At 61.9% G+C, this 21,968-nt stretch carries 23 protein-coding genes; 16 read left to right on the top strand and 7 right to left on the bottom strand.

The window, feature by feature from the left end:
* Window positions 1–92: 92 nt before the first annotated feature.
* Window positions 93–2,387, top strand: a complete 2,295-nt coding sequence (locus QWJ46_RS18540; protein WP_302752686.1) for an EAL domain-containing protein — start codon at window positions 93–95, stop codon at window positions 2,385–2,387.
* Window positions 2,388–2,426: 39 nt separating this feature from the next.
* On the opposite strand, the gene QWJ46_RS18545 is transcribed toward QWJ46_RS18540, so the two are convergent.
* Complete coding sequence (locus tag QWJ46_RS18545) at window positions 2,427–3,149, bottom strand: LuxR family transcriptional regulator (protein ID WP_184460522.1); 723 nt, start codon at window positions 3,147–3,149, stop codon at window positions 2,427–2,429.
* 460 nt (window positions 3,150–3,609) lie between these two features.
* On the opposite strand from QWJ46_RS18545, the gene QWJ46_RS18550 reads away from it, so the two are divergent.
* A complete protein-coding gene (locus QWJ46_RS18550) occupies window positions 3,610–5,400 on the top strand; it encodes a PAS domain-containing methyl-accepting chemotaxis protein (RefSeq protein ID WP_302752687.1) in 1,791 nt (596 codons plus the stop codon).
* A gap of 19 nt (window positions 5,401–5,419) precedes the next feature.
* Here the strand turns inward: QWJ46_RS18550 and QWJ46_RS18555 are convergent, their stop codons facing one another.
* The gene (locus QWJ46_RS18555) at window positions 5,420–6,391 is read right to left on the bottom strand and encodes a glycerophosphodiester phosphodiesterase family protein (protein ID WP_302752689.1); all 972 of its coding nucleotides are present in this window, start codon (window positions 6,389–6,391) and stop codon (window positions 5,420–5,422) included.
* Between the two features lie 122 nt (window positions 6,392–6,513).
* Between QWJ46_RS18555 and QWJ46_RS18560 the strand changes: the two genes are divergently transcribed.
* From QWJ46_RS18560 to QWJ46_RS18570, 3 genes are all read left to right on the top strand, one after another.
* The gene (locus QWJ46_RS18560) at window positions 6,514–7,317 is read left to right on the top strand and encodes an alpha/beta fold hydrolase (RefSeq protein ID WP_302752690.1); all 804 of its coding nucleotides are present in this window, start codon (window positions 6,514–6,516) and stop codon (window positions 7,315–7,317) included.
* 51 nt (window positions 7,318–7,368) lie between these two features.
* On the top strand, window positions 7,369–8,379 hold the full coding sequence (locus QWJ46_RS18565; RefSeq protein ID WP_302752691.1) for a ligase-associated DNA damage response exonuclease: 1,011 nt from the start codon (window positions 7,369–7,371) through the stop codon (window positions 8,377–8,379).
* A 282-nt stretch (window positions 8,380–8,661) separates the two neighbouring features.
* A complete protein-coding gene (locus tag QWJ46_RS18570; RefSeq protein ID WP_302752692.1) occupies window positions 8,662–10,287 on the top strand; it encodes a cisplatin damage response ATP-dependent DNA ligase in 1,626 nt (541 codons plus the stop codon).
* 16 nt (window positions 10,288–10,303) lie between these two features.
* Here the strand turns inward: QWJ46_RS18570 and QWJ46_RS18575 are convergent, their stop codons facing one another.
* Window positions 10,304–10,879, bottom strand: coding sequence for a nucleotidyltransferase family protein (locus QWJ46_RS18575; RefSeq protein ID WP_302752694.1), 576 nt, complete (start codon window positions 10,877–10,879; stop codon window positions 10,304–10,306).
* A gap of 176 nt (window positions 10,880–11,055) precedes the next feature.
* On the opposite strand from QWJ46_RS18575, the gene QWJ46_RS18580 reads away from it, so the two are divergent.
* The 7 genes from QWJ46_RS18580 to QWJ46_RS18610 all read left to right on the top strand — a co-directional run bounded on the left by QWJ46_RS18580 (window position 11,056) and on the right by QWJ46_RS18610 (window position 15,699).
* Window positions 11,056–11,979, top strand: coding sequence for a S9 family peptidase (locus tag QWJ46_RS18580; RefSeq protein WP_302752696.1), 924 nt, complete (start codon window positions 11,056–11,058; stop codon window positions 11,977–11,979).
* Window positions 11,980–12,303: 324 nt separating this feature from the next.
* Window positions 12,304–12,513 (top strand): hypothetical protein, encoded by a 210-nt coding sequence (locus QWJ46_RS18585; protein ID WP_184460505.1) that lies wholly within the window; start codon window positions 12,304–12,306, stop codon window positions 12,511–12,513.
* Between the two features lie 142 nt (window positions 12,514–12,655).
* A complete protein-coding gene (locus QWJ46_RS18590; RefSeq protein ID WP_302752698.1) occupies window positions 12,656–13,462 on the top strand; it encodes a L,D-transpeptidase in 807 nt (268 codons plus the stop codon).
* Between the two features lie 139 nt (window positions 13,463–13,601).
* Window positions 13,602–14,336 carry a L,D-transpeptidase family protein gene (locus QWJ46_RS18595; RefSeq protein WP_302752700.1) on the top strand — a complete coding sequence of 245 codons (735 nt, stop codon included), beginning with the start codon at window positions 13,602–13,604 and terminating at the stop codon, window positions 14,334–14,336.
* A 257-nt stretch (window positions 14,337–14,593) separates the two neighbouring features.
* Window positions 14,594–14,803, top strand: coding sequence for a cold-shock protein (locus QWJ46_RS18600; RefSeq protein WP_004676036.1), 210 nt, complete (start codon window positions 14,594–14,596; stop codon window positions 14,801–14,803).
* A 242-nt stretch (window positions 14,804–15,045) separates the two neighbouring features.
* Window positions 15,046–15,282, top strand: a complete 237-nt coding sequence (gene rpsU, locus QWJ46_RS18605) for a 30S ribosomal protein S21 (protein ID WP_184460503.1) — start codon at window positions 15,046–15,048, stop codon at window positions 15,280–15,282.
* 180 nt (window positions 15,283–15,462) lie between these two features.
* Window positions 15,463–15,699, top strand: a complete 237-nt coding sequence (locus QWJ46_RS18610) for a hypothetical protein (protein ID WP_302752707.1) — start codon at window positions 15,463–15,465, stop codon at window positions 15,697–15,699.
* Window positions 15,700–15,738: 39 nt separating this feature from the next.
* Here QWJ46_RS18610 and QWJ46_RS18615 read toward each other — a convergent pair whose 3' ends face one another.
* The gene (locus tag QWJ46_RS18615) at window positions 15,739–16,221 is read right to left on the bottom strand and encodes a MarR family winged helix-turn-helix transcriptional regulator (RefSeq protein ID WP_302752709.1); all 483 of its coding nucleotides are present in this window, start codon (window positions 16,219–16,221) and stop codon (window positions 15,739–15,741) included.
* A gap of 125 nt (window positions 16,222–16,346) precedes the next feature.
* Here QWJ46_RS18615 and QWJ46_RS18620 point away from each other — a divergent pair, with 125 nt between their 5' ends.
* Entirely contained in the window at window positions 16,347–16,769 is a 423-nt protein-coding gene (locus QWJ46_RS18620; RefSeq protein ID WP_003569525.1) for an organic hydroperoxide resistance protein, read from the top strand.
* 257 nt (window positions 16,770–17,026) lie between these two features.
* Here the strand turns inward: QWJ46_RS18620 and QWJ46_RS18625 are convergent, their stop codons facing one another.
* Entirely contained in the window at window positions 17,027–17,533 is a 507-nt protein-coding gene (locus tag QWJ46_RS18625; protein ID WP_184460501.1) for a MarR family winged helix-turn-helix transcriptional regulator, read from the bottom strand.
* Window positions 17,534–17,621: 88 nt separating this feature from the next.
* Here QWJ46_RS18625 and QWJ46_RS18630 point away from each other — a divergent pair, with 88 nt between their 5' ends.
* The 3 genes from QWJ46_RS18630 to QWJ46_RS18640 are packed head-to-tail and all read left to right on the top strand — an operon-like array spanning window position 17,622 to window position 19,691.
* Window positions 17,622–18,350, top strand: coding sequence for a thioredoxin family protein (locus tag QWJ46_RS18630; RefSeq protein ID WP_184460500.1), 729 nt, complete (start codon window positions 17,622–17,624; stop codon window positions 18,348–18,350).
* A gap of 43 nt (window positions 18,351–18,393) precedes the next feature.
* Window positions 18,394–18,861, top strand: coding sequence for a DUF1579 domain-containing protein (locus tag QWJ46_RS18635; protein WP_302752713.1), 468 nt, complete (start codon window positions 18,394–18,396; stop codon window positions 18,859–18,861).
* A 50-nt stretch (window positions 18,862–18,911) separates the two neighbouring features.
* Complete coding sequence (locus QWJ46_RS18640; RefSeq protein ID WP_302752740.1) at window positions 18,912–19,691, top strand: VOC family protein; 780 nt, start codon at window positions 18,912–18,914, stop codon at window positions 19,689–19,691.
* A 240-nt stretch (window positions 19,692–19,931) separates the two neighbouring features.
* Here QWJ46_RS18640 and QWJ46_RS18645 read toward each other — a convergent pair whose 3' ends face one another.
* Entirely contained in the window at window positions 19,932–21,452 is a 1,521-nt protein-coding gene (locus QWJ46_RS18645; protein WP_302752715.1) for an ABC-F family ATP-binding cassette domain-containing protein, read from the bottom strand.
* A gap of 52 nt (window positions 21,453–21,504) precedes the next feature.
* Window positions 21,505–21,968 (bottom strand): hypothetical protein (locus QWJ46_RS18650; RefSeq protein WP_302752717.1); only part of this gene is annotated, 464 nt, incomplete at its 5' end.

Raw genomic sequence — 21,968 nt, forward strand, 5'->3', positions numbered from 1 at the left:
TTAAGCAACCTGAAGGGAATACGGACTACTTTAAAGGGAAAATAAATGGATTTTGCGGAATGGGCCTTCAGCCGCTGGGGGAGAATGGCGTCATGCACGAAGCGAGTGCCAGGCGATGGGAATCTGTCGATTCCCTGACGGCCGAAACGCGGCGTTTCGTTGCCGCGACCGAGGCGATGATGGCGTCGACCGCCCATCACCTCTCGGAAGGCGTCGAGAACCTGCGCCTGAAGGCGATCATTCACGAACTTCCGGACTTCCTCTACGTCAAGGATCGTGACAGCCGCTTTGTCTTCGCCAACGCCGTCACGGCGGCCAGCCTCGGCCTCAGCGCCGAAGAGATTGCCGGCAAGCGTGATTTCGACCTGTTCGATTTCGAGGCGGCGCGCCGCCATTTCGATATCGAGCAGCAGATCATGGCGACCGGCGAAGCCCGCATCGACATGGAGGAGACGGTCGTCCTTCCCGGCGCCGCCAAGCCCGTTTGCCGGCTGACCTCGAAAATACCACTGCGCAACGATCGCGGCGAGGTCGTCGGCCTGATCGGCGTTTCCCGCGATATCACCGAACGCAAGCTGCAGGAGGATCTTCATCGCGGCCAGGCGAAACTGCTCGAGATGATTGCCCGCAATGAACCGCTGCCGATGATCCTCGAGGCGCTGGTGCTGATGATCGAAGCCCAGCTGACGGGTATCGACGGCTCGGTTCTCCTGCTCGACGGCGAGGGCACCAGGCTTTATCACGGTGCGGCTCCCAATCTTCCCGGCGGCTACAGCCGGCTCATTGACGGCGTCACGATCGGCCCGAAGGTCGGCTCCTGCGGTACCGCCGCCTGGCGCGGCCAGCCCGTCATCGTCGAGGACGTGATGTGTGATCCGCTGTGGGAGGATTTCCGCGCGCTGGTTGCCCCATTCGGCTTTCGCTCCTGCTGGTCGACGCCGATCGCTACCTCTGAGAACAATGTGCTCGGCACCTTCGCCCTCTATTCCAGGGAGGTGCGCCGTCCCACCGAGCATGAAATGAAGCTGGTGGCGCTCGCCACCCACATCGCCGGCATTGCCATCGAACGCAAGCGCGTCGACGATCGCATCCATTTCATGGCGCATCATGATGATCTCACCGGCCTGCCGAACCGCGCCTTTCTGAAGGAAAGGCTGGCCGGCATCCTTGACCAGGCCCGGCGCAATAACCGCAAGGTCACGGTCGCCTATATCGATCTCGATAATTTCAAGGACGTCAATGACGGCCGCGGCCATGCCGCCGGCGACGAGGTGTTGAAGGAGATCGCCACCCGCATGGCCAACAGCATCCGTCCCTCGGATATGGTGGTGCGGCTCGGCGGAGACGAATTCCTCGTGGTGCTCGTCCACCAGTCGAGCCACGATGCCGGCATCACCCGCCGCCTTCGCGATCTGCAGAAGGCGATTACTCGGCCGATGCAAGGCGAGAGCGGTGAGATCATCATCACCTCGAGCATCGGCGTCGCCGCCTTTCCCGTCGACGGCTCCACCTCGGAAGAGCTTCTCGCCAATGCCGATCGCGCCATGTATCGCGCCAAGCAATTCGGCCGCAACACGCTGCAGCATCATGATGGCGACAGCAGCGGGGTCGGCATGCCGCGCGGCGAGCAGGAGGAGCTCCATCAGGCGATAACAGCCGATCAGCTGTTCCTGGAATATCAGCCGCAGGTCGATGTCGCCACCGGCCGCATCACCGGCATCGAGGCGTTGGTCCGTTGGAACCATCCGGCAAAGGGCAGGGTGCCGCCGGCGAGTTTCATCCCGATTGCCGAAGAGACCGGCCTCATCGTTCCCCTCGGCCTCTGGGTGCTGAACGAGGCCTGCCGCCAGGCGCGCAACTGGCAGGATATGGGCCTGACGCCGGTGACGATCGCCGTCAATGTTTCGGCGAAGCAGTTCGCCGATCCCGATTTTGCGAGCCACGTCGCCGAGGCGCTGGAGCGCAACCGCCTGCAATCCCGCTGGCTGGAGCTCGAGGTCACCGAAAGCGTGGTGATGCAGGATGCCGAGCGTGCGCTCGCCATGATGGAGCAGTTGAGGGCGCTCGGCGTGCGCCTGTCGATCGACGATTTCGGCTCCGGCTATTCCAGCCTTGCGGCCCTAAAGACCTTTCCCTTCGACAGGCTGAAGATGGACCGTTCGCTGGTCGAGGCCCTGCCGGGTGACAAGACGGCCGTCGCCATCGCCTCGGCCGTCATCTCGCTGGCGCAGACGCTGAAGCTGTCAGTTCTCGCCGAAGGCGTCGAGACCGATGCCCAGATGGACTTCCTGCGGCAGGCACGTTGCGAGGAGGCGCAGGGCTACCGCTTCTCGAAACCCGTCCCGCCGGAGGAGGTTTCCCGATTGCTGCAGGGGCAGCTGCCCTGAACTTTTCCTCGGCTTGCTGATCGCGAGTGGATCGGGCGGTCAGACCCGAATGATATTGAGACGCAGAGCGCTGACGACGGCCTGCGTTCTCGTCGTGCATCCCAGCTTCCTGATCACGCTGCCGATCTGATTGTTGACCGCGCTTTCCGACAGATCGAGAAGCTTCGCAATTTCGCTGCTCTTCCTGCCGCCAGCCGTCATCCTCAAGCAGTCCAGCTCGCTCTGCGTAAAGGCAACCGGCTTGTGTTTCTCGTTCAATGTCAGCTGTGACAGCCGATCATAGATGAGCGTCGCGATAAACAGGAGTTTCGCCATTTCGACCATGCTGAAATTCCGAGACCCCGAAATCGACATCGCACCGCGTCCGGCAGCGGCATCATGAACGGGAAAATACGCGCCCCTTTCCATGCCGTACCGCCTGAACAACTCGATGACGGTGGACTTCTTGCCTTCGCCGCGATCGGTATTGATCGCCTCGACATCATAATTGAAGGGGCTCGTCGATCTCAGCATCCTCCGGATGACCGGGCTGTCGACCATCAGGTTATGGGCGTCGTAATAATCGACCATTTCCGCCGGCCAGTTGGTGATGATCTTCGTCGCGCCGATTTCGACGACATCGACCGAAGGAAGCGTCATGATCAGGAAAGCCGTCATTCCCAGATCCTGCGTAAGACGCTTCACGTATTTGAAGACTTCGTAATGCGTCTTGAAGCCTGCGGCGACTTCCTCAATTCGATTGAACTCGGCCTCGAGCGGCATGTCTTTCTCCGATGGCATTCGCGGCGCCTGGCGGCTGAGGTGTCCACTTATCCGCTCGTATCGGAAGTTGATTCTGCATGCTCCAAGCACGGCAGAATATGCATCTGCAGAGAAAAAACGGAAAGACCCTTGACTGCCTGAAATAGGCGGGCGGCCATTGCTTAACAAAGAGTTTACGGCTCTTCGAAACATTCGAAGCCGGCAATGGCGAATAAAATCGGTGGCGGCACGTTTGACAACGTCCCGAAAGATCAGCTCCGACGCCAAGTCCTGATGCAAATGGCTGATCATATTCGGTTTTCTTTCAGCATCGCTCGGATATCACGCATCCGGTTTCGCGACGGCTCGGTTAAAGGAAGCTTAAAGAATTTATCGGATTTTATTTTCGGGGTGCCCGTCCAGCGCAAGCCCGCGGTGGGTGGCGGCAGTCATGCGCTCGATTTGAGCGAGGGGGAACAGCATGAAGAAAATAGGATTCGGCTTCGGTTCGGATGCCAAGGCCGTGCTGGCCGCGATGAGCAGGTCGCAGGCCATCATCGAATTCGACCTTACCGGCAAGATTCTCACGGCCAATGCCAATTTCTGTGCTGCCCTCGGTTACGACTTGTCCGAGATTGTCGGCCAGCATCACCGGATGTTCGTCGAGCCGGCAGAAGCCTCGTCGGCCGATTATCGCGAGTTCTGGACGAGGCTCAACCGAGGCGAGTTCGATCGGCGCCAGTACAAACGCATCGGCAAGGGCGGCAAGGAGATCTGGATCGAAGCCTCCTACAATCCGGTATTCAGCGGCGGGAAACCCTACAAGGTGGTGAAGTTCGCGACCGATATCACCAAGCAGAAGCTGCAGAGCGCCGAGGATGCCGGCAAGATAAGCGCACTGTCGCGCGCCCAGGCGGTTATCGAATTCACACCGAAGGGCGAGATTCTGACGGCAAACGAGAATTTCCTGTCGGCGCTCGGTTATCAGCTTGCCGAGATCCAGGGGCGCCACCATTCGATGTTTTGCGACAGCGCTTACGTTAACAGTGACGATTACCGGCGGTTCTGGACGCGCCTGTCAGGTGGCGAATTCGTGGCTGATGAATTTCTGCGCATCGGCAAGGGCGGCAGAAAGGTCTATATCCAGGCTTCCTACAACCCGATCTTCGACATGAACGGCAAGGTGTTCAAGGTCGTCAAGTTCGCGACCGACGTCACTGCCCGCGTCAATAATGTCGATCAGTTGGCGGCATCGTTGACGGGCCTGTCTGGCGGCGACTTGACCCAGGAAGTCGCAACCCCGTTCATTCCGACCCTGGAAAAACTCCGAACCGACTTCAACGCCGCTGTCGGCAAGCTGCGCGCAGCGATGCAGGCCGTGGCCGAAAACGCAACCGGCATCGCCGCCGGAGCTCAGCAAGTTCGCTCCGCCTCGGACGATTTGTCGAAGCGCACGGAACAGCAGGCGGCCTCCGTCGAGGAAACCGCCGCCGCCCTGGAAGAGATCACCACAACGGTCTCCGATTCCAGCAACCGCGCTCAGGAGGCCGGCCAACTGGTGAGAAGGACGCGCGAGAACGCCGAGCGTTCCGGGGCGGTGGTCCGTAGCGCCGTCGAAGCCATGGGAAAGATCCAGACATCGTCGGCAGAGATCGGCAATATCATCGGCGTGATCGACGAAATCGCGTTTCAGACCAATCTGTTGGCGCTGAATGCCGGCGTCGAGGCGGCACGCGCGGGCGATGCCGGCAAGGGTTTTGCGGTGGTCGCACAGGAAGTTCGCGAACTTGCTCAGAGATCGGCCAAAGCGGCGAAGGAGATCAAGGAGCTGATCAGCGCCTCCAACGAGCACGTGAAGAGCGGAGTGAGCCTGGTGGGGGAAACCGGCAAGGCGCTCGAAGAGATCGTCGCTCAGGTTCAGCAGGTGAACGGCAATGTCCTTGCGATCGTCGAAAGCTCCAAGGAGCAGGCGACGGGATTGAAGGAAATCAACACCGCGGTTAACACCATGGACCAGGGCACGCAGCAGAATGCGGCCATGGTCGAGGAATCGACGGCCGCCGCCCACAGTCTTGCCAAGGAGGCCGATGCGCTCTTCCAGCTGCTGGGGCAGTTCAACATCGGAAGCGCGGCCTTGCGCCAATCACGCCCCGCCGTGGCAACCGCTGCCTCCAGACCCATCCCATCGGCACCGCGGGCAATGGCCGCGAAGGTGAACGCGGCCTTCCACGGCAATGCGGCAGTCGCCGGCGGCGATTGGGTGGAGTTCTGAGGCTCGCGGCGACTCCACCTCATTTCATGAACTTACCGATCGTCTCGATCTCATTCGTCCATAGGCCTGCCGCATAATCCTGCGGCAGTCGCGCCAGCTGCGCGGCATCGTCGATGCCGGTGGAAAAACCGCCGCCGCGATAGGGGCCGAGCACGAAAACTTCTGTTCCGGCATCTTCCATCCGGTTGAGGAAGCGGTCCGGCCAGCCCCAGAGCCACGGCGCGATATTGATCGGCACCAGCATCATCCGATGTTTGCAGGCCTCAGGCAGGAGGCCGGTCCAGCCATAGCCGATATAGCCGAACAGGCAGCCCTTCAGGCTTTTGCGCGAGGCGGTTTTGATATCGGGTGTCAGCCGGCCGAGCACGTCGATCGGCTCGTCGCCGCCATGGACGATGATGTCGGCCCGCCGTGCGGTCGGAAGCCCGTTCAGCACGGCGGCGAGCTTTTCGCCCTCGGACGGATCGCGGCTCTTGATATTGATGAGAAAGCGGCGATCCGGAAAGGTCGAAAGCACTTGCGCCAGCGTCGGCATCATGCCGATGCCCCGGCCACGAAAGGGAAAGGTCTTGCCGCCATCGGCGGTATAGCCGTAGCCGATGTCGAGCCTCCTCATCTCAGCCATCGAATGCTCGCGGGTCACGCCGTGTCCATCGGTGCGGCAGTCGAGCGTCCAGTCGTGAAAGACGGCGAATTCGCCATCCGTCGTCGGATGCACGTCGATCTCGACGATGTCGGCGCCGGCGGCAAAGCCCGCCTGCATCGAGGGGATGGTGTTTTCCAGATAGTCGTGTTTCGGCGGCAGCATGCGGCTCGCCGTGCAGGTGTCGTTCTTCAGATCGGTCTCGTCGAACCGCTGGGCGATGCCGCGATGAGCGAGCAGCACCGGCTTTCCCGGCCGATGCTCGGCAATGAGGCTGGTATTGTTGAGATAGATGCCGGCGGCTGCGAGCGCGATTGCCGCCGCGCAATAGAAAAGCTTCCTGCCCATCTTTCTGCTCCCCCTGATTGTATGGCAAGAGGCAACAGCTAAAAAGCGATTCTGGTTGTTCTTGGGCTGTTTTCCGGCTTTTCTATGCGCGGGGCTATTCGCCGGAAAGGATTGGCATCGCTATGGAACGACAGGACGACGAACTCATCCATTTCGAAGCGCAGGGGGCGGCCCCGCTGCCGTTGGCTGCTGTCGAAGGCCATGTCGGGCGCGCCGGCGCCCGCATCTGGTATGCGAGCTACGGCACAGGCCCGGCCGTCATTCTGCTGCATGGCGGCCTCGGCCATAGCGGCAACTGGGGCTACCAGGTCCCGGCGCTCCTTGCCAGCGGCCGCCGCGTCGTGCTGATCGACAGCCGCGGCCATGGCCGAAGCACCCGCGACGCACGTCCCTATAGCTATGAGCTGATGGCCGCCGACGTGCTGGCGGTCATGGACGAACTGCGGCTGGAAACGGCGGCGTTCGTCGGCTGGAGCGACGGCGCCTGCATCGCGCTGATCCTCGCCATGACGGCGCCGTCGCGTGTCGAGGGCGTCTTCTTCTTCGCCTGCAACATGGATCCGAGCGGCACGCTGGAATTCGTTCCTACCCCGGTCATCGACCGATGTTTCGCTCGCCACGCCAAGGACTATGCGGCATTGTCCGCCACGCCGGACGATTTCAATTCCTTCGTCGAGGCGGTCAGCCTGATGATGCGCACCGAGCCGAATTATGGGGCGGAGGACCTCGGCCGCATCGGCGTTCCGGTCGCAATCGTGCTCGGTGAACACGACGAATTCATCAAAGCCGAGCATGCCGAATATCTTGCCGGCAGCATCCCGGACGCTCAGATGATCTACCTGCCCGGCGTCAGCCATTTCGCGCCGCTGCAGCGGCCGGCGGAGTTCAACGCCGCGATCTTATCCTTTCTCGACGGGATCAGGTGATGACGATCGCTTCCTCTGGCCTCGCGCCCATTTCCCGCTATCTCTTGGTCCATGAGAGCTGATGCGCTGCTTTATCCCGCCCCGGAAGGGCTCTATTGCCCGGAAGGCGGCTTTTATGTCGATCCGGTGCGGCCGGTCGAACGGGCCCTCGTCACCCATGGACATTCCGATCACGCCCGGCCGGGCCATGTGAACGTGCTTGCCACCCGCCAGACGCTCGACATCATGCGTCTGCGTTATGGCGAGGGCTTCTGCGCCAGCGAGCAGATCGCCGGTTTCGGCGAGGAGCTGCTGATCAACGGCGTCAAGGTGAGTTTTCATCCCGCCGGCCATGTGCTCGGCTCGGCCCAGATCGCCATCGAGAAGAACGGCACCCGCATCATCGTCTCCGGCGATTACAAGCGCCGCCCCGACCCGACCTGCGCGCCCTATGTGCCGGTCGCCTGCGATGTCTTCATCACCGAGGCGACCTTCGGCCTGCCGGTCTTCCATCATCCAGATCCGATCGACGAGACCGGCAAGCTGCTGGCCTCGCTCCGGCAATTTCCTGAGCGCACCCATCTGGTCGGCGCCTATGCGCTCGGCAAGGCCCAGCGCGTCATCCGGCTGCTGCGCGATGCCGGTTATGCCGAGCCGATCTATATCCACGGCGCCATGGAAAAGCTCTGCGACTATTACATCGGCCAAGGCATCGATCTCGGCGAGTTGCTGCCCGCGACGATCGAAAGCCGCGACAAATCCACCTTCCGGGGCGCCGTCGTCATCGGCCCGTCCTCGGCCTTCGCCGACCGCTGGGCGCGACGCTTCAACGAGCCGCTGCCGGCCTTCGCCTCCGGCTGGATGATGGTGCGCCAACGCGCCAAACAGCTCGGCGTCGAACTGCCGCTCGTCATCTCCGACCATTGCGACTGGCCGGAACTGACCGAAACGATCCGGGAACTGCACCCGGCCGAAGTCTGGGTGACCCATGGGCGCGAAGAGGCGCTGGTGCGCTGGTGCCAGCTGCAGGGCATCAAGGCGAAACCGTTGCATCTGGTGGGTTATGAGGATGAGGCGGATTGAGATGAGCCGGAGAACGCGTCAAAACCCCGCCCCAACCCCTCCCCACAAGGGGGAGGGGCTTAACCTGCTGCGCCGTCCCGCCACAAAATCATCGCCGCGAACGCTTTGGTTGAAAGAAGGCAGAGCAGTGCCGCGAGTTAGCCCCTCCCACCTGGGGGGAGGGGTTGGGGAGGGGTCTTCTCCTCGCGAAGTTGGGGAGGGGTCTTCTTCTCGCCAAGTTGGGGAGGGGTCTTCTTCTCGCCAAGTTGGGGAGGGGTTTTCCCCCGGAATGCGGAGGCCAATATGAAAGCTTTCGCCGACCTCCTCGACCGCCTGGTCCTGACCCCCAGCCGCAACGGCAAACTCAAGCTGCTCACCGACTATTTCCGCGACACGCCCGACCCGGACCGCGGCTACGGCCTTGCCGCCATCGCCGGCACGCTTGACTTGCGCGACGTCAAGCCGGCGATGCTGCGCGACCTGGTGCTGGAGCGCATGGACGAGGTGCTGTTTCATTATTCCTACGATTACGTCGGCGATCTCGCCGAAACCATCTCGCTCGTCTGGGACAATGAGCGGGACATAGACCGCTCGGCCCTGGCTCAGCCGCGCCTGGGTGAGGTCGTCAAGCGCATGAACGCGCTCGGCCGCACCGAAGTGCGCGCCTATGTCCGCGATCTGCTCGACCGGCTGGATTCCTCCGGCCGGTTCGCCTTCATCAAGCTTGCGACTGGCGCGCTGCGCATCGGCGTTTCCGCCCGTCTTGCCAAGCAGGCGCTGGCCGATCTCGGCGACAAGGACGTCACCGAGATCGAGACCCTCTGGCACGGCCTGCAGCCGCCTTACGAGACGCTGTTCCAATGGCTCGCGGGCGGCGGCGACAAGCCGGCGCTGGCGACACCGGCGATCTTCCATTCCGTCATGCTCGCCAATGCGGTGGAGGAGGGGGATCTGGCGGGTCTCGACCCGGCCGATTATGCCGCCGAATGGAAATGGGACGGCATCCGCGTCCAGCTGTCGCGCTCCGGCGACAGGCGGAAGATCTATTCCCGCTCCGGCGACGACATTTCGGGCGCTTTTCCCGATATTCTTGAGGCGATCAATTTTTCCGGCGTCGTCGACGGTGAGCTGCTTGTCGGCGGCACCGCCCGTTCCAACAGCCCGACCCGCACCTTCTCCGACCTGCAGCAGCGCCTGAACCGCAAGACGGTGACGGCGAAGATGCTCGACGATTACCCCGCCTTCATCCGTGCCTACGACATGCTTTTCGACGGCGAGGAGGATATTCGCGGCCGCACCTATGTCGATCGCCGCGAGCGTCTTTCCGAGATCATCGACCGCGCGCCCCATGACCGGTTCGACCTCTCGCCGCTCGTGCCTTTCTCCTCATGGGATGAGCTCGACGCTCTGCGCGCCGCCCCGCCCGATCCGGTCATCGAGGGCGTGATGATCAAGCGGCGCGACAGCATCTACCAGGCCGGTCGCATGAAAGGCCCCTGGTTCAAGTGGAAGCGCAACCCCTATAATGTCGATGCGGTGCTGATGTACGCCCAGCGCGGCCACGGCAAGCGCTCCAGCTATTATTCCGATTTCACCTTCGGCGTCTGGGCCGATGACGAGGACGGCGAACAGCTGGTGCCGGTGGGAAAGGCCTATTTCGGCTTCACCGATGCCGAACTCGAGCTGCTCGACAAGTTCGTGCGCAACAACACGACCGAGCGTTTCGGCCCGGTGCGCGCCGTGCGTGCCGACAAGGATTTCGGCTTTGTCGTCGAAGTGGCCTTCGAGGGCATCAACCGCTCGACACGGCACAAATCGGGAGTCGCCATGCGCTTCCCCCGCATCGCTCGCCTACGTCCCGACAAGCCACCTTACGAGGCCGACCGCCTGCGCACACTGGTCGCCATGATCGATGCGAAGCCGGAGTGACCGGGGGCCGGCCCACCTACTCATCCCAGGGGATGATTTGAAGATCCGGCCACAGTTTAGGCCACCGCGCGACCTTCTTTTCATAGATCTCCCGGCCAATCTGTTTCTTGTTGGCGCGGATGAGCGGCGCCAATAGATCGGACAAGCCGTAGGGCGCATATAGATCCAGCGTTTTATCCACCGGCCGAATGCCGACGGCGGCGGCCGTCGTCGGGAAGGTCGTGATCGCATCATTCGTGGATGTGTATGGCGCGATCGAATGTCCGAATTTTTGCTGGTACCAAAGATGAACTCTGGCCTGGTTCTTCACATCGATCCAGACAGGCAGATCGAAGAATAAGCTCCGAATACGCGCCGAGTTCTCTGCTTCCGCGCTTTCGGACAGGTCATTGTCATCGAAATAAACAAGATCGATGTCATCGATGCCGTGATTGTGGGCGAAGTCGAAGGCGTGGTTCCAGACTGTCTGAGCGATCGCGCCGGCGACAAGGCGGCCATCAGGCAAGCCGATTTCGTCCCAGCGTTCGAGCACTGTCGAGAGCAGCGGACTGTTCGAAATGATGGCCTGGAGTTCCATCTGCGGCTTCGGCATTTGATTCGCTATTTCGCTTACGATCGGACTTCCCGGTGTAGACTGTTGCGATAGGCTTTGCGTTGCAACCTGCGCAACAATGACGCAGGGCAATATTTTCAACATCATGTGTATTGGCGGCGCCGGTTTTCCGATGCAAATCTGGCGTGCCGGGGAAATGATTTGGGTGCTGCGTCATGAGCTCGCATGAACAAAATTCCTTTCTCCGCCAACGCCGCGCCGTGCTGGCGGGGCTTGCCGGCGCACTCGTCCTGCCGCGCATGGCGGCCGCCTTCGATGTCCCCGACGAGCCGCGCCTTGCCAAGCACGACTATGCCGCGGTACGCCGCCGCTTCCGCACGAAACTCCTGCAGAAGGGGCCGGCGCCGGATAAATACGAACCGCTGACCGCGCCTGCCGACGCCGAGAAAATCTTCTACCGCTCCGGCTATGGCGGCGAATTGGAACTGGCGGCCTGGGTCTCCCGGTACAAACGCGAGCGCACCGCCAGGCCGGCCGTGCTCTTCCTGCACGGCGGCAATGCCATGGGCGTCGGCCACTGGCAGCTGATGAAGCCCTATATGGATGCGGGTTATGTCGTGATGATGCCGTCGCTGCGCGGCGAAAACGGCCAGAGGGGCAATTTCTCCGGCTTCTACGATGAGGTCGACGATGTGCTTGCCGCCACCGAGCGCCTGGCGCATCTGCCGGGCATCGATCCCGGCCGCCTGTTCATCGCCGGCCATAGCATCGGCGGCACGCTGACCATGCTGACGGCGATGAGCACCCAAAAATTCCGCGCCGCCGCGCCGATATCGGGCAATCCCAACGCCTTCCGCTTCTTCAGCCGCTATCCCCAGGACATCCGTTTCGACGACAGCAATGCGCATGAATTCGAGGTGCGTTCGGCGCTCTGTTACGCCCACAGTTTCAAATGCCCCATCCGGGTGGTTCACGGCACGGAAGAGTCGCATTTCAACGACCGCGCCGATCTGCTCGCCCGCCGCGCCCGCGCCGCCGGCATCCATATCGAGACCGACACCGTCGCCGGCAACCACACCTCGGCGCTGCCGGCCGAGATCGAACAGAGCATCCGCTTCTTCCATGGCGTGGCGGCCTGATTTTTCGCCGCCGCTTCAAATGCAGGTCCATTGGGCCTATATTCCCGGTATGACGATGGACGCAGAGACCATGATCGTGCCAACGACTTCCCCGAGCTGAAAGGGCTCGTCTGGAATCGTGACCCCGCGCGCGTGATGCCTGCCTCGGAGGCTTTCGCGCTGTATGAACGCAACTGGCGTTTCGTCGATAGCGGCAGGCTGACGGAGCTGGAGGCGCGCGCTGACCCACAAATTGGCTGCCGCCCATGGCAAGGGTGTTCTGCTCGTCCCCTGATATCAGGTTAGCAATGGCCCACCCGTTCGCACAGGTAGTCGTCTCTAGTCATGACTGGCAACATAATCTTCGCTGCGGCTGCCGTGACTTTTGCAGTTGTGTTCTGGTTGATGCTTCAGCTCATCACGAGCCGTCGCGACTTGCTGAACATGACTCCAGCCGAGCATGGTTGGTATGCAAAACGGCTTTTTCCGCTGATGCTCCTGTTTGCCGCGTTCTTGACGGCGGGAAGTTTGGCTCAGCAGTGGGGTTGGCCCTGAGGCATGACCGCTTTGGCAGCTGGCTCTTCGAACCTCTTGATGGGTTCTAGGCATTCCTCCCAACGCCAGCCTCGCGCCAGCCGCGGGTGCCATCCTGTCGGCAGATATCGCTGTCTTGCCGATCGTTGATAAGGGTGGTCCCATGAATTTTCTGCGCCGGGTTTTCCCGATTGCCGGGCTTATGATTGCTGTGGCGCCGCTCAGCGGCTGCAACATCCTGATCCCCGATGTCGCTGCCGATTCGCCCGCCCGCTTCGTCCAGGAAACCTCGCCGGTCTTCTACCAGCCGCCGGGCGTCGATCCGCGCCGGGTGCGGCCGATCCCCGATCAGCCGGTGCCGCAGACGCGAGAACTCTACAAGACCCAGTTTCACCAGACCTACGGACTGCCGCTCACCAATCCCGTACATATGGCAATGTACGGCGAGCAGCGCGACGAGGATTTCACCCTGCCGGCGATTCCTGTCAGCCGCGTCCAGCCGCAATTCCTGCGCCAGGAAGTCGAATACCAGACGACCGAGCGCCCCGGCACCGTCGTCGTCGATACCAAGGCGCGTTTCCTCTATCTGGTCGAGGCAAACGGCAAGGCGATGCGCTACGGCGTCGGCCTCGGCCGCGACGGTTACGCCTGGTCGGGCCGCGGCGTGATCCAGTGGAAGCAGAAATGGCCGCGCTGGACACCGCCGGTCGAAATGGTCTCGCGCCAGCCGGAAGTTCGCGCCTTTTCGGCGGAAAACGGCGGCATGAATCCCGGGCTTCAGAACCCGCTCGGCGCGCGGGCCATGTATATCTTCAAGGACGGCCAGGATACGCTCTATCGCATCCATGGCACGCCCGACTGGCAGTCGATCGGCAAGGCGACATCGTCGGGCTGCGTGCGCATGCTGAACCAGGACGTCGTCGATCTTTACGACCGGCTTCCCGCCAAGGCCGAGATCGTTGTGATGTAGCGCTGCAACAGCGCTCTTCATATCGTCGGCTCCGGCAGGAACACGTCTGCGTGAAGCTATGGTTTATTTGGCGCAAGCCGATAGATTTCCTCATGTCGCCACCCCGGCGTCACGCATCAAAGGAAATCAGTCCCGCGTCATGAGCTTCGATAGACATCTTTCCCGCCGCAGCTTTCTTTCCTTTTCGGCACTGACCGCAGCCTCGGCGCTCACCGGCTGCGCCTCCACGGTCAACACGGTCACCTCGGGCGACACGTCGATCATCTACCGTTCGCCGGGCCGCCTGTTCCAGTCGCCGGTAGCCTCGAGCGTGCCGAGCGGGCCCGAGCTTGCCGTCATGTACGGCCCGATCGAGGACGGCGGCTTCCTCATTCCCGCCGTTCCCTATGAACAGATCGATCCGCGCTACTATCGCCAGCGTGTCCTCGACCCCACCGGCCAGCCGCCGGGCACCATCGTCGTCGATACGCCGTCGCGCTTCCTCTATCTCGTCCAGGCCGACGGCATGGCGATGCGCTACGGCGTCGGCATCGGTCGCGAGGGCTTCGCCTGGCAGGGATCGGGCGTCATCCAGTGGCGTCAGAAATGGCCGCGCTGGAAGCCGCCGAACGAGATGGTCGCCCGCCAGCCGGAACTGGTCAAATATTCGATCGACAACGGCGGCATGGAGCCGGGCCTGAAAAACCCGCTCGGCGCCCGCGCCCTCTATATCTTCTCGAATGGAGAGGATACGCTCTACCGCCTGCACGGCAATCCCGACTGGCGCTCGATCGGCAAGGCAGTTTCCTCGGGCTGCGTCAGGCTGATGAACCAGGACATCATCGATCTCTACGACCGCGTTCCGACAAAGGCGCCGATCGTCGTCTGGCAGTGATGCAGCCGGGGCGGTCGCCAGCCGGCCGCCTCAGGCAATTTTTCTCGGCAAACGCTTTCTCTTTCGCTGCCTGTAAAGGAATTTATTTTCGAAAATCCATTGCTTAATTCGGTAAACTCCCTACATGGGGCGTATCGAATATTGCTTGTGACTCTTTGCCCATGCGCTCCATGCGCTTCGTCAGATCTCGTCTCAACATCGATATTGCCCGCGGAATCGGTCCCGGGCGCACTCAAACGGTTGAAAAGGAGATCGTTATGAATTCAGGCGTCGTCAAGTGGTTCAATGGCACCAAGGGTTTTGGCTTCATCCAGCCCGATGATGGTTCCACGGACGTTTTCGTCCATATTTCGGCAGTCGAACGCGCCGGCATGCGCGAACTCACCGAAGGTCAGAAGGTCCGTTACGATCTGGTCCGCGACAAGCGGTCCGGCAAGAACGCGGCCGATAACCTTCAGGCCGCATGATTTGTCATTCACCTGGGCCGACCACCGATGTGGCGGCAGGCTGACCATCGCATGGCAGCGAGCTGACCATGAGATGGCAGCGAACGGGCTGAGTGACTGGAAGAGGTCGGGTCCCAACCCGGCCTTTTTGTTTTGATCCGCCGGCTTTCGTCGAGCACCGGGGGCATAGAGCCGGGACGCAAGCCGTTTCGGTCGGTATTTATTGACAGTGCGGCCTCACCGCCGACAGGAAGGATATCATTTTGCAGGTACTCGTCAGGGATAACAACGTCGATCAGGCGTTGCGCGTGCTCAAGAAAAAGATGCAGCGCGAAGGCCTTTTCCGGGAAATGAAGGCGCGCAGCGCATTCGAGAAACCGTCAGAGAAGCGCGCTCGCGAAAAGGCCGAGGCCATTCGCCGCCAGCGCAAGCTTGCACGCAAGAAGATGCAGCGCGAAGGCCTGCTGCCTGCGCCGAAGAAGGCTCTGCGCGCCCGCTGATCGGCAAAGCATTTCATGATTTCTCCCAGTCATGGAAATGCGCTATCTCTTTATTTCACGCACTTCCCGGCAAGACCGCTCGGCGTTTTGCCGGGAAACCCGTCGCACCGTTTTGCCGGATTATTTCGGGCCGCGCGGGCAATGGCTTCAAACGCCGACATTACCCGAGAAAGGGGGCACATGACCGCCACCAAGGGAGAATTCTTCAATCCCGCCAAGCTTTCGTCTCGCGACAAGGCCGAAGCGACCGATCAGACGGCGCGCGCCATCATTGCCGCGGAGGCATCGGCCCGTGACAAGAAGACGGAGAAGCTGAGGGCGCTTCGTCTGCAGCAGGCCGCCGAGGAAGCGGATGCCGCACCTGCGCCTGCAAAAAAACGCCGCACGACGGTAAAGTCCGCCACCCGGCGGTCCTGATCCCGCCGCAGACATCATACCGGCTTGGGGCAGGGGCTTTCAGCCGTCGCCGGCCCGGCCGAGATTGGCCCGCAGCCGATGCAGCATGTCGCGCATCTCGGCCATTTCCTCGAGCGTGCAGCCGGCGGCTTTCCCGATCGCCGTCATGATCGTATCGACTTCTGATTTCATCGCTTCGCCCTTCGGCGTCAGCGACACGATCACTTGCCGCTCGTCGCGCAGATCGCGGATGCGCTTGATCAGCCCGCTCTGTTCCAACCGCTTCAACAGCGGCGACAGCGTGCCGGAATCGAGGTCCAACTGCTCGCCGATCGTCTTCACCGGCAGGGCGCTGCGTTCCCACAGCACCAGCATCACCAGATATTGCGGATAGGTGAGGCCGACCCTGTCGAGGATCGGTTTATAGGCGCGGGTAAAAGCATGCGCTGTCGCATAGACCGCAAAGCACAGCTGCTTTTCCAGCCGCTTTTCCTCCTCAGGTATCTCCATCGTCTTTGCCGTTTGCGCTTTCATATCCGTCATCCCCGAGGCTGCGATTGTCCTCTTTCCATCCGTAAAATGCAATTTGCAAAATTCACTTGCGTACAATTTAATTGTGCGATAGTAAAACTCCAACCCGATCGAAGGGCCAACCAAAGGAGATCGTCATGCCTATTCTCTATACGACCAAAGCCTCCGCCACCGGTGGCCGCGCCGGCCGCGCCGTTTCCGAAAACGGCGTTCTGGACGTGACGCTGACCGTTCCCAAGGAACTCGGCGGCGACGGCGCGACCGGCACCAATCCCGAGCAGCTCTTCGCTGCCGGCTATTCCGCCTGCTTCCTCGGTGCCTTGAAATTTGTTGCAGGCCAGCAGAAGGTCAAGATTCCGGAAGAGACGACCGTCTCCGCGAAGGTCGGCATCGGCCCGCGCGAAGACGGCACCGGCTTCGGCATCGAAGTGGCCCTGACGGTCAATATTCCCGGCCTCGACCGCGAAACCGCCGAAAAGCTCGCCGCCGCGGCCCACATCGTCTGCCCCTACAGCCACGCCATGCGCACCTCGACCGAAGTTCCGGTCACGGTCGCCTGATCGGAATAGGCCAGACGGACCAGCCCCCCATCTGCGTGCCGCTACCCCTCCCCAACCCCTCCCCACAAGGGGGAGGGGCTAACGTGCCGCACCGCTTCAGGTAACCCTCCATCGTAACCAATCCGTTGAACGGTCACAGCCAGCAGAACCTCTGCCTTTGGTTGCGGCGGGGGCCGAGGCTTAGCCCCTTGTGGGGAGGGGTTGGGGAGGGGTCTTGGTTGATTTCGAACCGCCAGGTTTGGTTTGTCCGGTTCGCCCTATTCGCCCACTGCCCGACGGGAGCGGCTGATAGAGGGCTTCGGCGCTTCCACCGTAACCCCCGACAGCGCCTGCAGATCCTGCCGCAGCCGCGTAACGCCGCCGCCCGGCAATCCGGCGTCGAGGGCCGCATGTGTGCTTTCCCAGATCGGCAGTGCTCTTGCCAGCACCGCCTTGCCTTCCGCCGTAAGGCTGAGCAGGCGGCCACGCCTGTCCCTGGGGTTCTCCACCACCGTCACCCAGCCCTTGCGCTGTAAGGGCTTCAGCGCCGCCGTCAGCGTCGTCTGGTCCATGGCGAGAAGGGCGGCGACCGGCCCCATCGGCGGCGGTTCCGGCCGGTTCAGCGACATCATCAGGGAAAACTGCCCGTTGGTGAGACCGGCCGGCCGTAGCGCATCGTCGAACAGCCGGGCAAGCGCGCGTGCTGCCCGCTGCACATGCAGGCAGAGGCAGGTGTCGCGCACCAGCAGCGTCGTCGAAAACGGAATCTCGATCGAATTTGACATGCTTAATTTCTATTGATATCAATGTAATTAGTCAAGGAGAAGGAGATGAGCCGGCTTCACCGGCAGGCGCCGGAGGAGGGCGCATCCCATGCAGAATGAGGTTGTGTCCCGCGAGGAATGGCTAGAGGCCCGGCGCGCCCTGCTCTTGAAGGAAAAGGAGGCGACGAGGCTGCGCGACAGCATCAACGCCGAGCGCCTGGCGCTGCCGTGGGTGAAGGTCGACAAGGACTACGTCTTCGAAACGCCCGATGGAAAGAAGTCGCTGGCCGATCTCTTCGATGGCCGCAGCCAGCTTTTGATCTATCATTTCATGCTCGGTCCCGACTGGCAAGCCGGCTGCCCCGGCTGCTCCTTCCTGTCGGATCACGTCGATGGCGCGCTGCCGCATCTCAACCATCACGACGTCACCTGGGTCGCTGTTTCGCGTGCCCCGCTCGAGAAGATCGCCGCCTACAAAAAGCGGATGGGCTGGAAATTCCCCTGGGTCTCGTCCTTCGGCAGCGATTTCAATTTCGATTATCACGTCTCTTTCAGTCCGGAGGACCTTGCCAAAGACAAAGTCTTCTACAATTTCACTTCTATCGAGCCGGCTGAGGCCCACGACGAACTGCCGGGCCTCAGTGCCTTCTACCGCAACGACAAGGGCGAGGTCTTCCATACCTATTCGAGCTATGCCCGCGGGCCGGAAGAACTGATCGGAACCCTGATGATCCTCGACCGCGCGCCGAAGGGCCGCAACGAGGAAAGCACCATGAATTTCGTGCGCCGCCATGACGAATATGAGGATGCTCCGAAGACATCGTCCTGCTGTCACTGAGCAATCAAACATCTGGGATATCGTCATTCGAAGGGAGAAGAGGATGATGAAGGCCGCCGAAGTGCTGAAAGAGCACTCCTTTTTGGAAAGACTGGTCGGCGACTGGAGCGTCACCGCACCCGAGATGTCCGACGGCAACGACTGGACGGAGACCGTCCGCTCGCTCCACGGCATCTGGTTCGTCGCCGAAGGAACCGGCCTCATGCCGAATGGCAAGCGGGCCACCACGATCCTGACGCTCGGCTACAACGCTGAAAAAGGCAGATATGTCGGCAGCTGGATCGGCAGCATGATGGACTATATGTGGGTCTATGAGGGCGAGGTCGACGCCTCCGGCAATGTTCTCGACCTCTATACGACGGGACCCGACTTCAGCGGCGAGGGCCTTGCCGATTACCGCGAGCGGATCACTTTCGTCGACGACAACCACCGCACTTTCACCTCCAGCGCCAAGCAGGAGGACGGCTCGTGGAAGCAGTTCATGGAAGCACATTACATCCGCAAAATCTGACAACCACGGCGCCCCCAAGCGAAAGGCGGCGTCAGAAGAGGGAGAGCATGATGTCCAAGACGCATGGAAAGTTCATCTGGTGTGAGCTGATGACCCCTGATACCGCAGCCGCCGCGAAATTCTACAGCTCCGTCGTCGGCTGGACCACCTCGGACATGCAGGTGGAGGGCATGCCAACCTATACGATCTTCGAGGCGAACGGCATCGGCGTTGCCGGCCTGATGGAGTTTCCGGCCGAGCTTGAAGGCCAGGGCATCCCGCCGAACTGGACGGGCTATGTCGGCGTCGACGATGTCGACCAGACGGCAAAGGATTTTGCCGTCAATGGCGGGGCGGTGCGCCGGCCGCCGCAGGACATCCCGTCCGTCGGCCGCTTCGCCGTCGTCGCCGATCCGCATGGCGCCGTCATTTGCATCATGACGCCGGCGCCGATGGAACAGACCTGGCCAGAACTCGCCCCCGACGCACCGGGCAATGTCGGCTGGCACGAACTCTATGCCGGCAACGGCAAAGAGGCGCTGGCCTTCTATTCCAAGCTCTTCGGATGGACGAAGGACAGCGAGATGGATATGGGGCCGATGGGCGTCTATTACCTCTTCTCCCATGACGGCCGGCAGATCGGCGGCATGATGACCAAGCCCGACAGCGTGCCCATGCCCTGCTGGAGCTACTATTTCATCGTTCCGGCCATCGACGCGGCGATCGAACGCGTCACATCGGGCGGCGGCAAGGTCGTCAACGGCCCGATGGAAGTCCCCGGCGGCAGCTGGATCATCCAGGCCACCGATCCGCAGGGCGCCTTCTTCTGCCTGGTGGCGCCGAAGCGGTAGTGACATTGGCGGTAGTACCGTGAGGCCCCCTCATCCGGCCCTTCGGGCCACCTTCTCCCCGATGGGTAGAAGGGGAGTTGCGGCAGCGGCCTTTTCTTGCTGCTGCCGTTTGCGATGGAGGAAACAGTGCGGCACATCTCTTCTCCCCTCGGGGGGCCGAAGGACGGGCGAGACCGGCGGCTCGCCCCGGTCGATGCCGGCAGGCAGATGAGGGGCCACACGGCACGCCGCCAACACTAATCATCCGGCAATCGAAGCAAAAAACCCCTCCGGGCTCTCCACCTCCACCAGCCGCTTCTTCTCGATCAGCCAGAAGCGGTTTCCCACCGCCCGCACGAAACTGCGGTCGTGCGAGACCAGCAGGCAGCTCGCCTCATGCGCCATCAGTTCGCTCTCCAGCGCTTCCTGTCCCTCGATATCGAGATGGTTGGTGGGCTCGTCGAGGAGATAGAAGTTCGGTTCCGTCAGCCTCAGCACCAGCATGCCGAGCCTCGCCTTCTGGCCGCCGGACAGCTGGCCGATCGGTTTTGCCTGCATGTCGATCGTCATGCCGGCGCCGGCGAGCAGGGCCCGCGCCCGCTGTTCGCCGACATCAAAGCGGCGGATGATCGTGCCAATCGGGGTATCCTTGTCGGCAAGATCGGCAAGCGCTTGATCGCCATAGCCGAGAGCCAACGACGGCGTCGCCTTGATCCCATCCTGCCCGGTCTCCCGGCTTTCGATCGCCTGTTTCAGCATCGACACCAGCCGTGACTTGCCGGCGCCGTTGAGGCCGAGGAGCACGATGCGGTCGCCCTGGCAGATGAACTGCCGGCCGGTTCTAAACAGCAGCGTCCCGTCCGGCGTCGTCACTGCCGCGTCTTCCAGCGTCACCAGCACCTTGGCATGCGTGCCGCGGTTGGCAAGCCGGATGGCGCCGGCCGAACGTTCGAGATGGGCCGGTCTTGCCGCATCCTCCAGCTTCTCCGCCCGCTGTTTCAGCTGCTTCGTCTTGACGACCAGCAGGTCGCTGCCGGAATTGATGCCGATATTGTTGAGCTTGGCCGCCTGCTTGCGCAATTGCTCCGCCGCCTTCATGTCGCGCTCGTAACGCCGCGCCTCGGAGGCGTCGATCTCGTCGAGGGCGGCGCGTGCCCTGCTATAGGGGAGCGCAAAGACCGGCGATTGCTCCGGCCGCAGGAACAGCGTCCGGCTGGTCGTCGCATCGAGAAAGGCACGGTCGTGGCTGGAGAGAATGACCGGCACCTCGCGCGGCAGCGCATTCAGCCAGCTTTCCAGCTGCGCGATCCTTTCGAGATCGAGATGGTTGGTCGGTTCGTCGAGCAGAAGCACGTCAGGCTCGCTGACCCAGCTGCGGGCAAGCATCGCCAGCCGCTGCCAGCCGCCGCTCAATTGCTTCAGCGGCCGGCCGCGCATGACCTCCGGCACCTCGAGCGATTCCAGCACGACGTCGACGCGCCAGCTCTCGCTTTCGGCCTGATCGGCCGGCAGCGCCTGCAGCACCGCATCATGGAACGGCGTGTCGAACAGTGCGGCCGGCACATTCTGCGCGACGTGGCCGATCGTCAGCCCGCGAGCCTTGGTGATCTCGCCCGCGCTCGGCTCCAGCGCGCCGGTGATGCAGGCAAGCAGGGTGGATTTCCCGCGTCCGTTGGCGGCGACGAGGCCGATGCGGTCTCCTGAATTGACAACGAGATTGAGATTGGAAAACAGCGGATTAGCGAGCGTCACGCCGAGATTGCGGATATTTATGAGGGTCATGTTCGTTCTCTGGTCTTGACCGGGGGCAGGCGCAATCGGTGGCATCAGGCCATCACGGATTGCGTCTTGCGCGCCGGAAATGAGAGGAGTGCGCACGGTCATCTGACGGCGGCGCATCGGCCACGAAGGGCAGACCAGGAAGAGAGTGAAAGCGTCTCTGGTCAGCCCTGCAAACGCATTTGCAGGGCGTTGACGGGACCACGCTGGCGATGATGCCGGAAATAATACTGCATAGCGTGATCCTCCTTTCTCGAAAGAGTTGCAGAATGGAAATACCATTGCCGGCAAAATGAGGCAAGGGAGGCATAATCAGCTGCCGCTGAGTGGAGGGGTGGCGCTGGTGCCCGATGCTCACGAGAGCCTCATCCTTGTACGTTGCCGTTGGTGTATAAACGGGCTGCGCGACGGGGATGCGTGTCATCCTTGGGTTTCGAACTCGTACCTCAGCGAGCATCTCCGTCGCCATGTCTTCGCTCGAACGGTTGATTGGGCTTCGAGCCCGCGTTGCAAGGAGGA

The organism is Rhizobium sp. CBN3 (genome assembly GCF_030518245.1).
Taxonomy (GTDB): Bacteria; Pseudomonadota; Alphaproteobacteria; order Rhizobiales; family Rhizobiaceae; genus Rhizobium; species Rhizobium aethiopicum_A.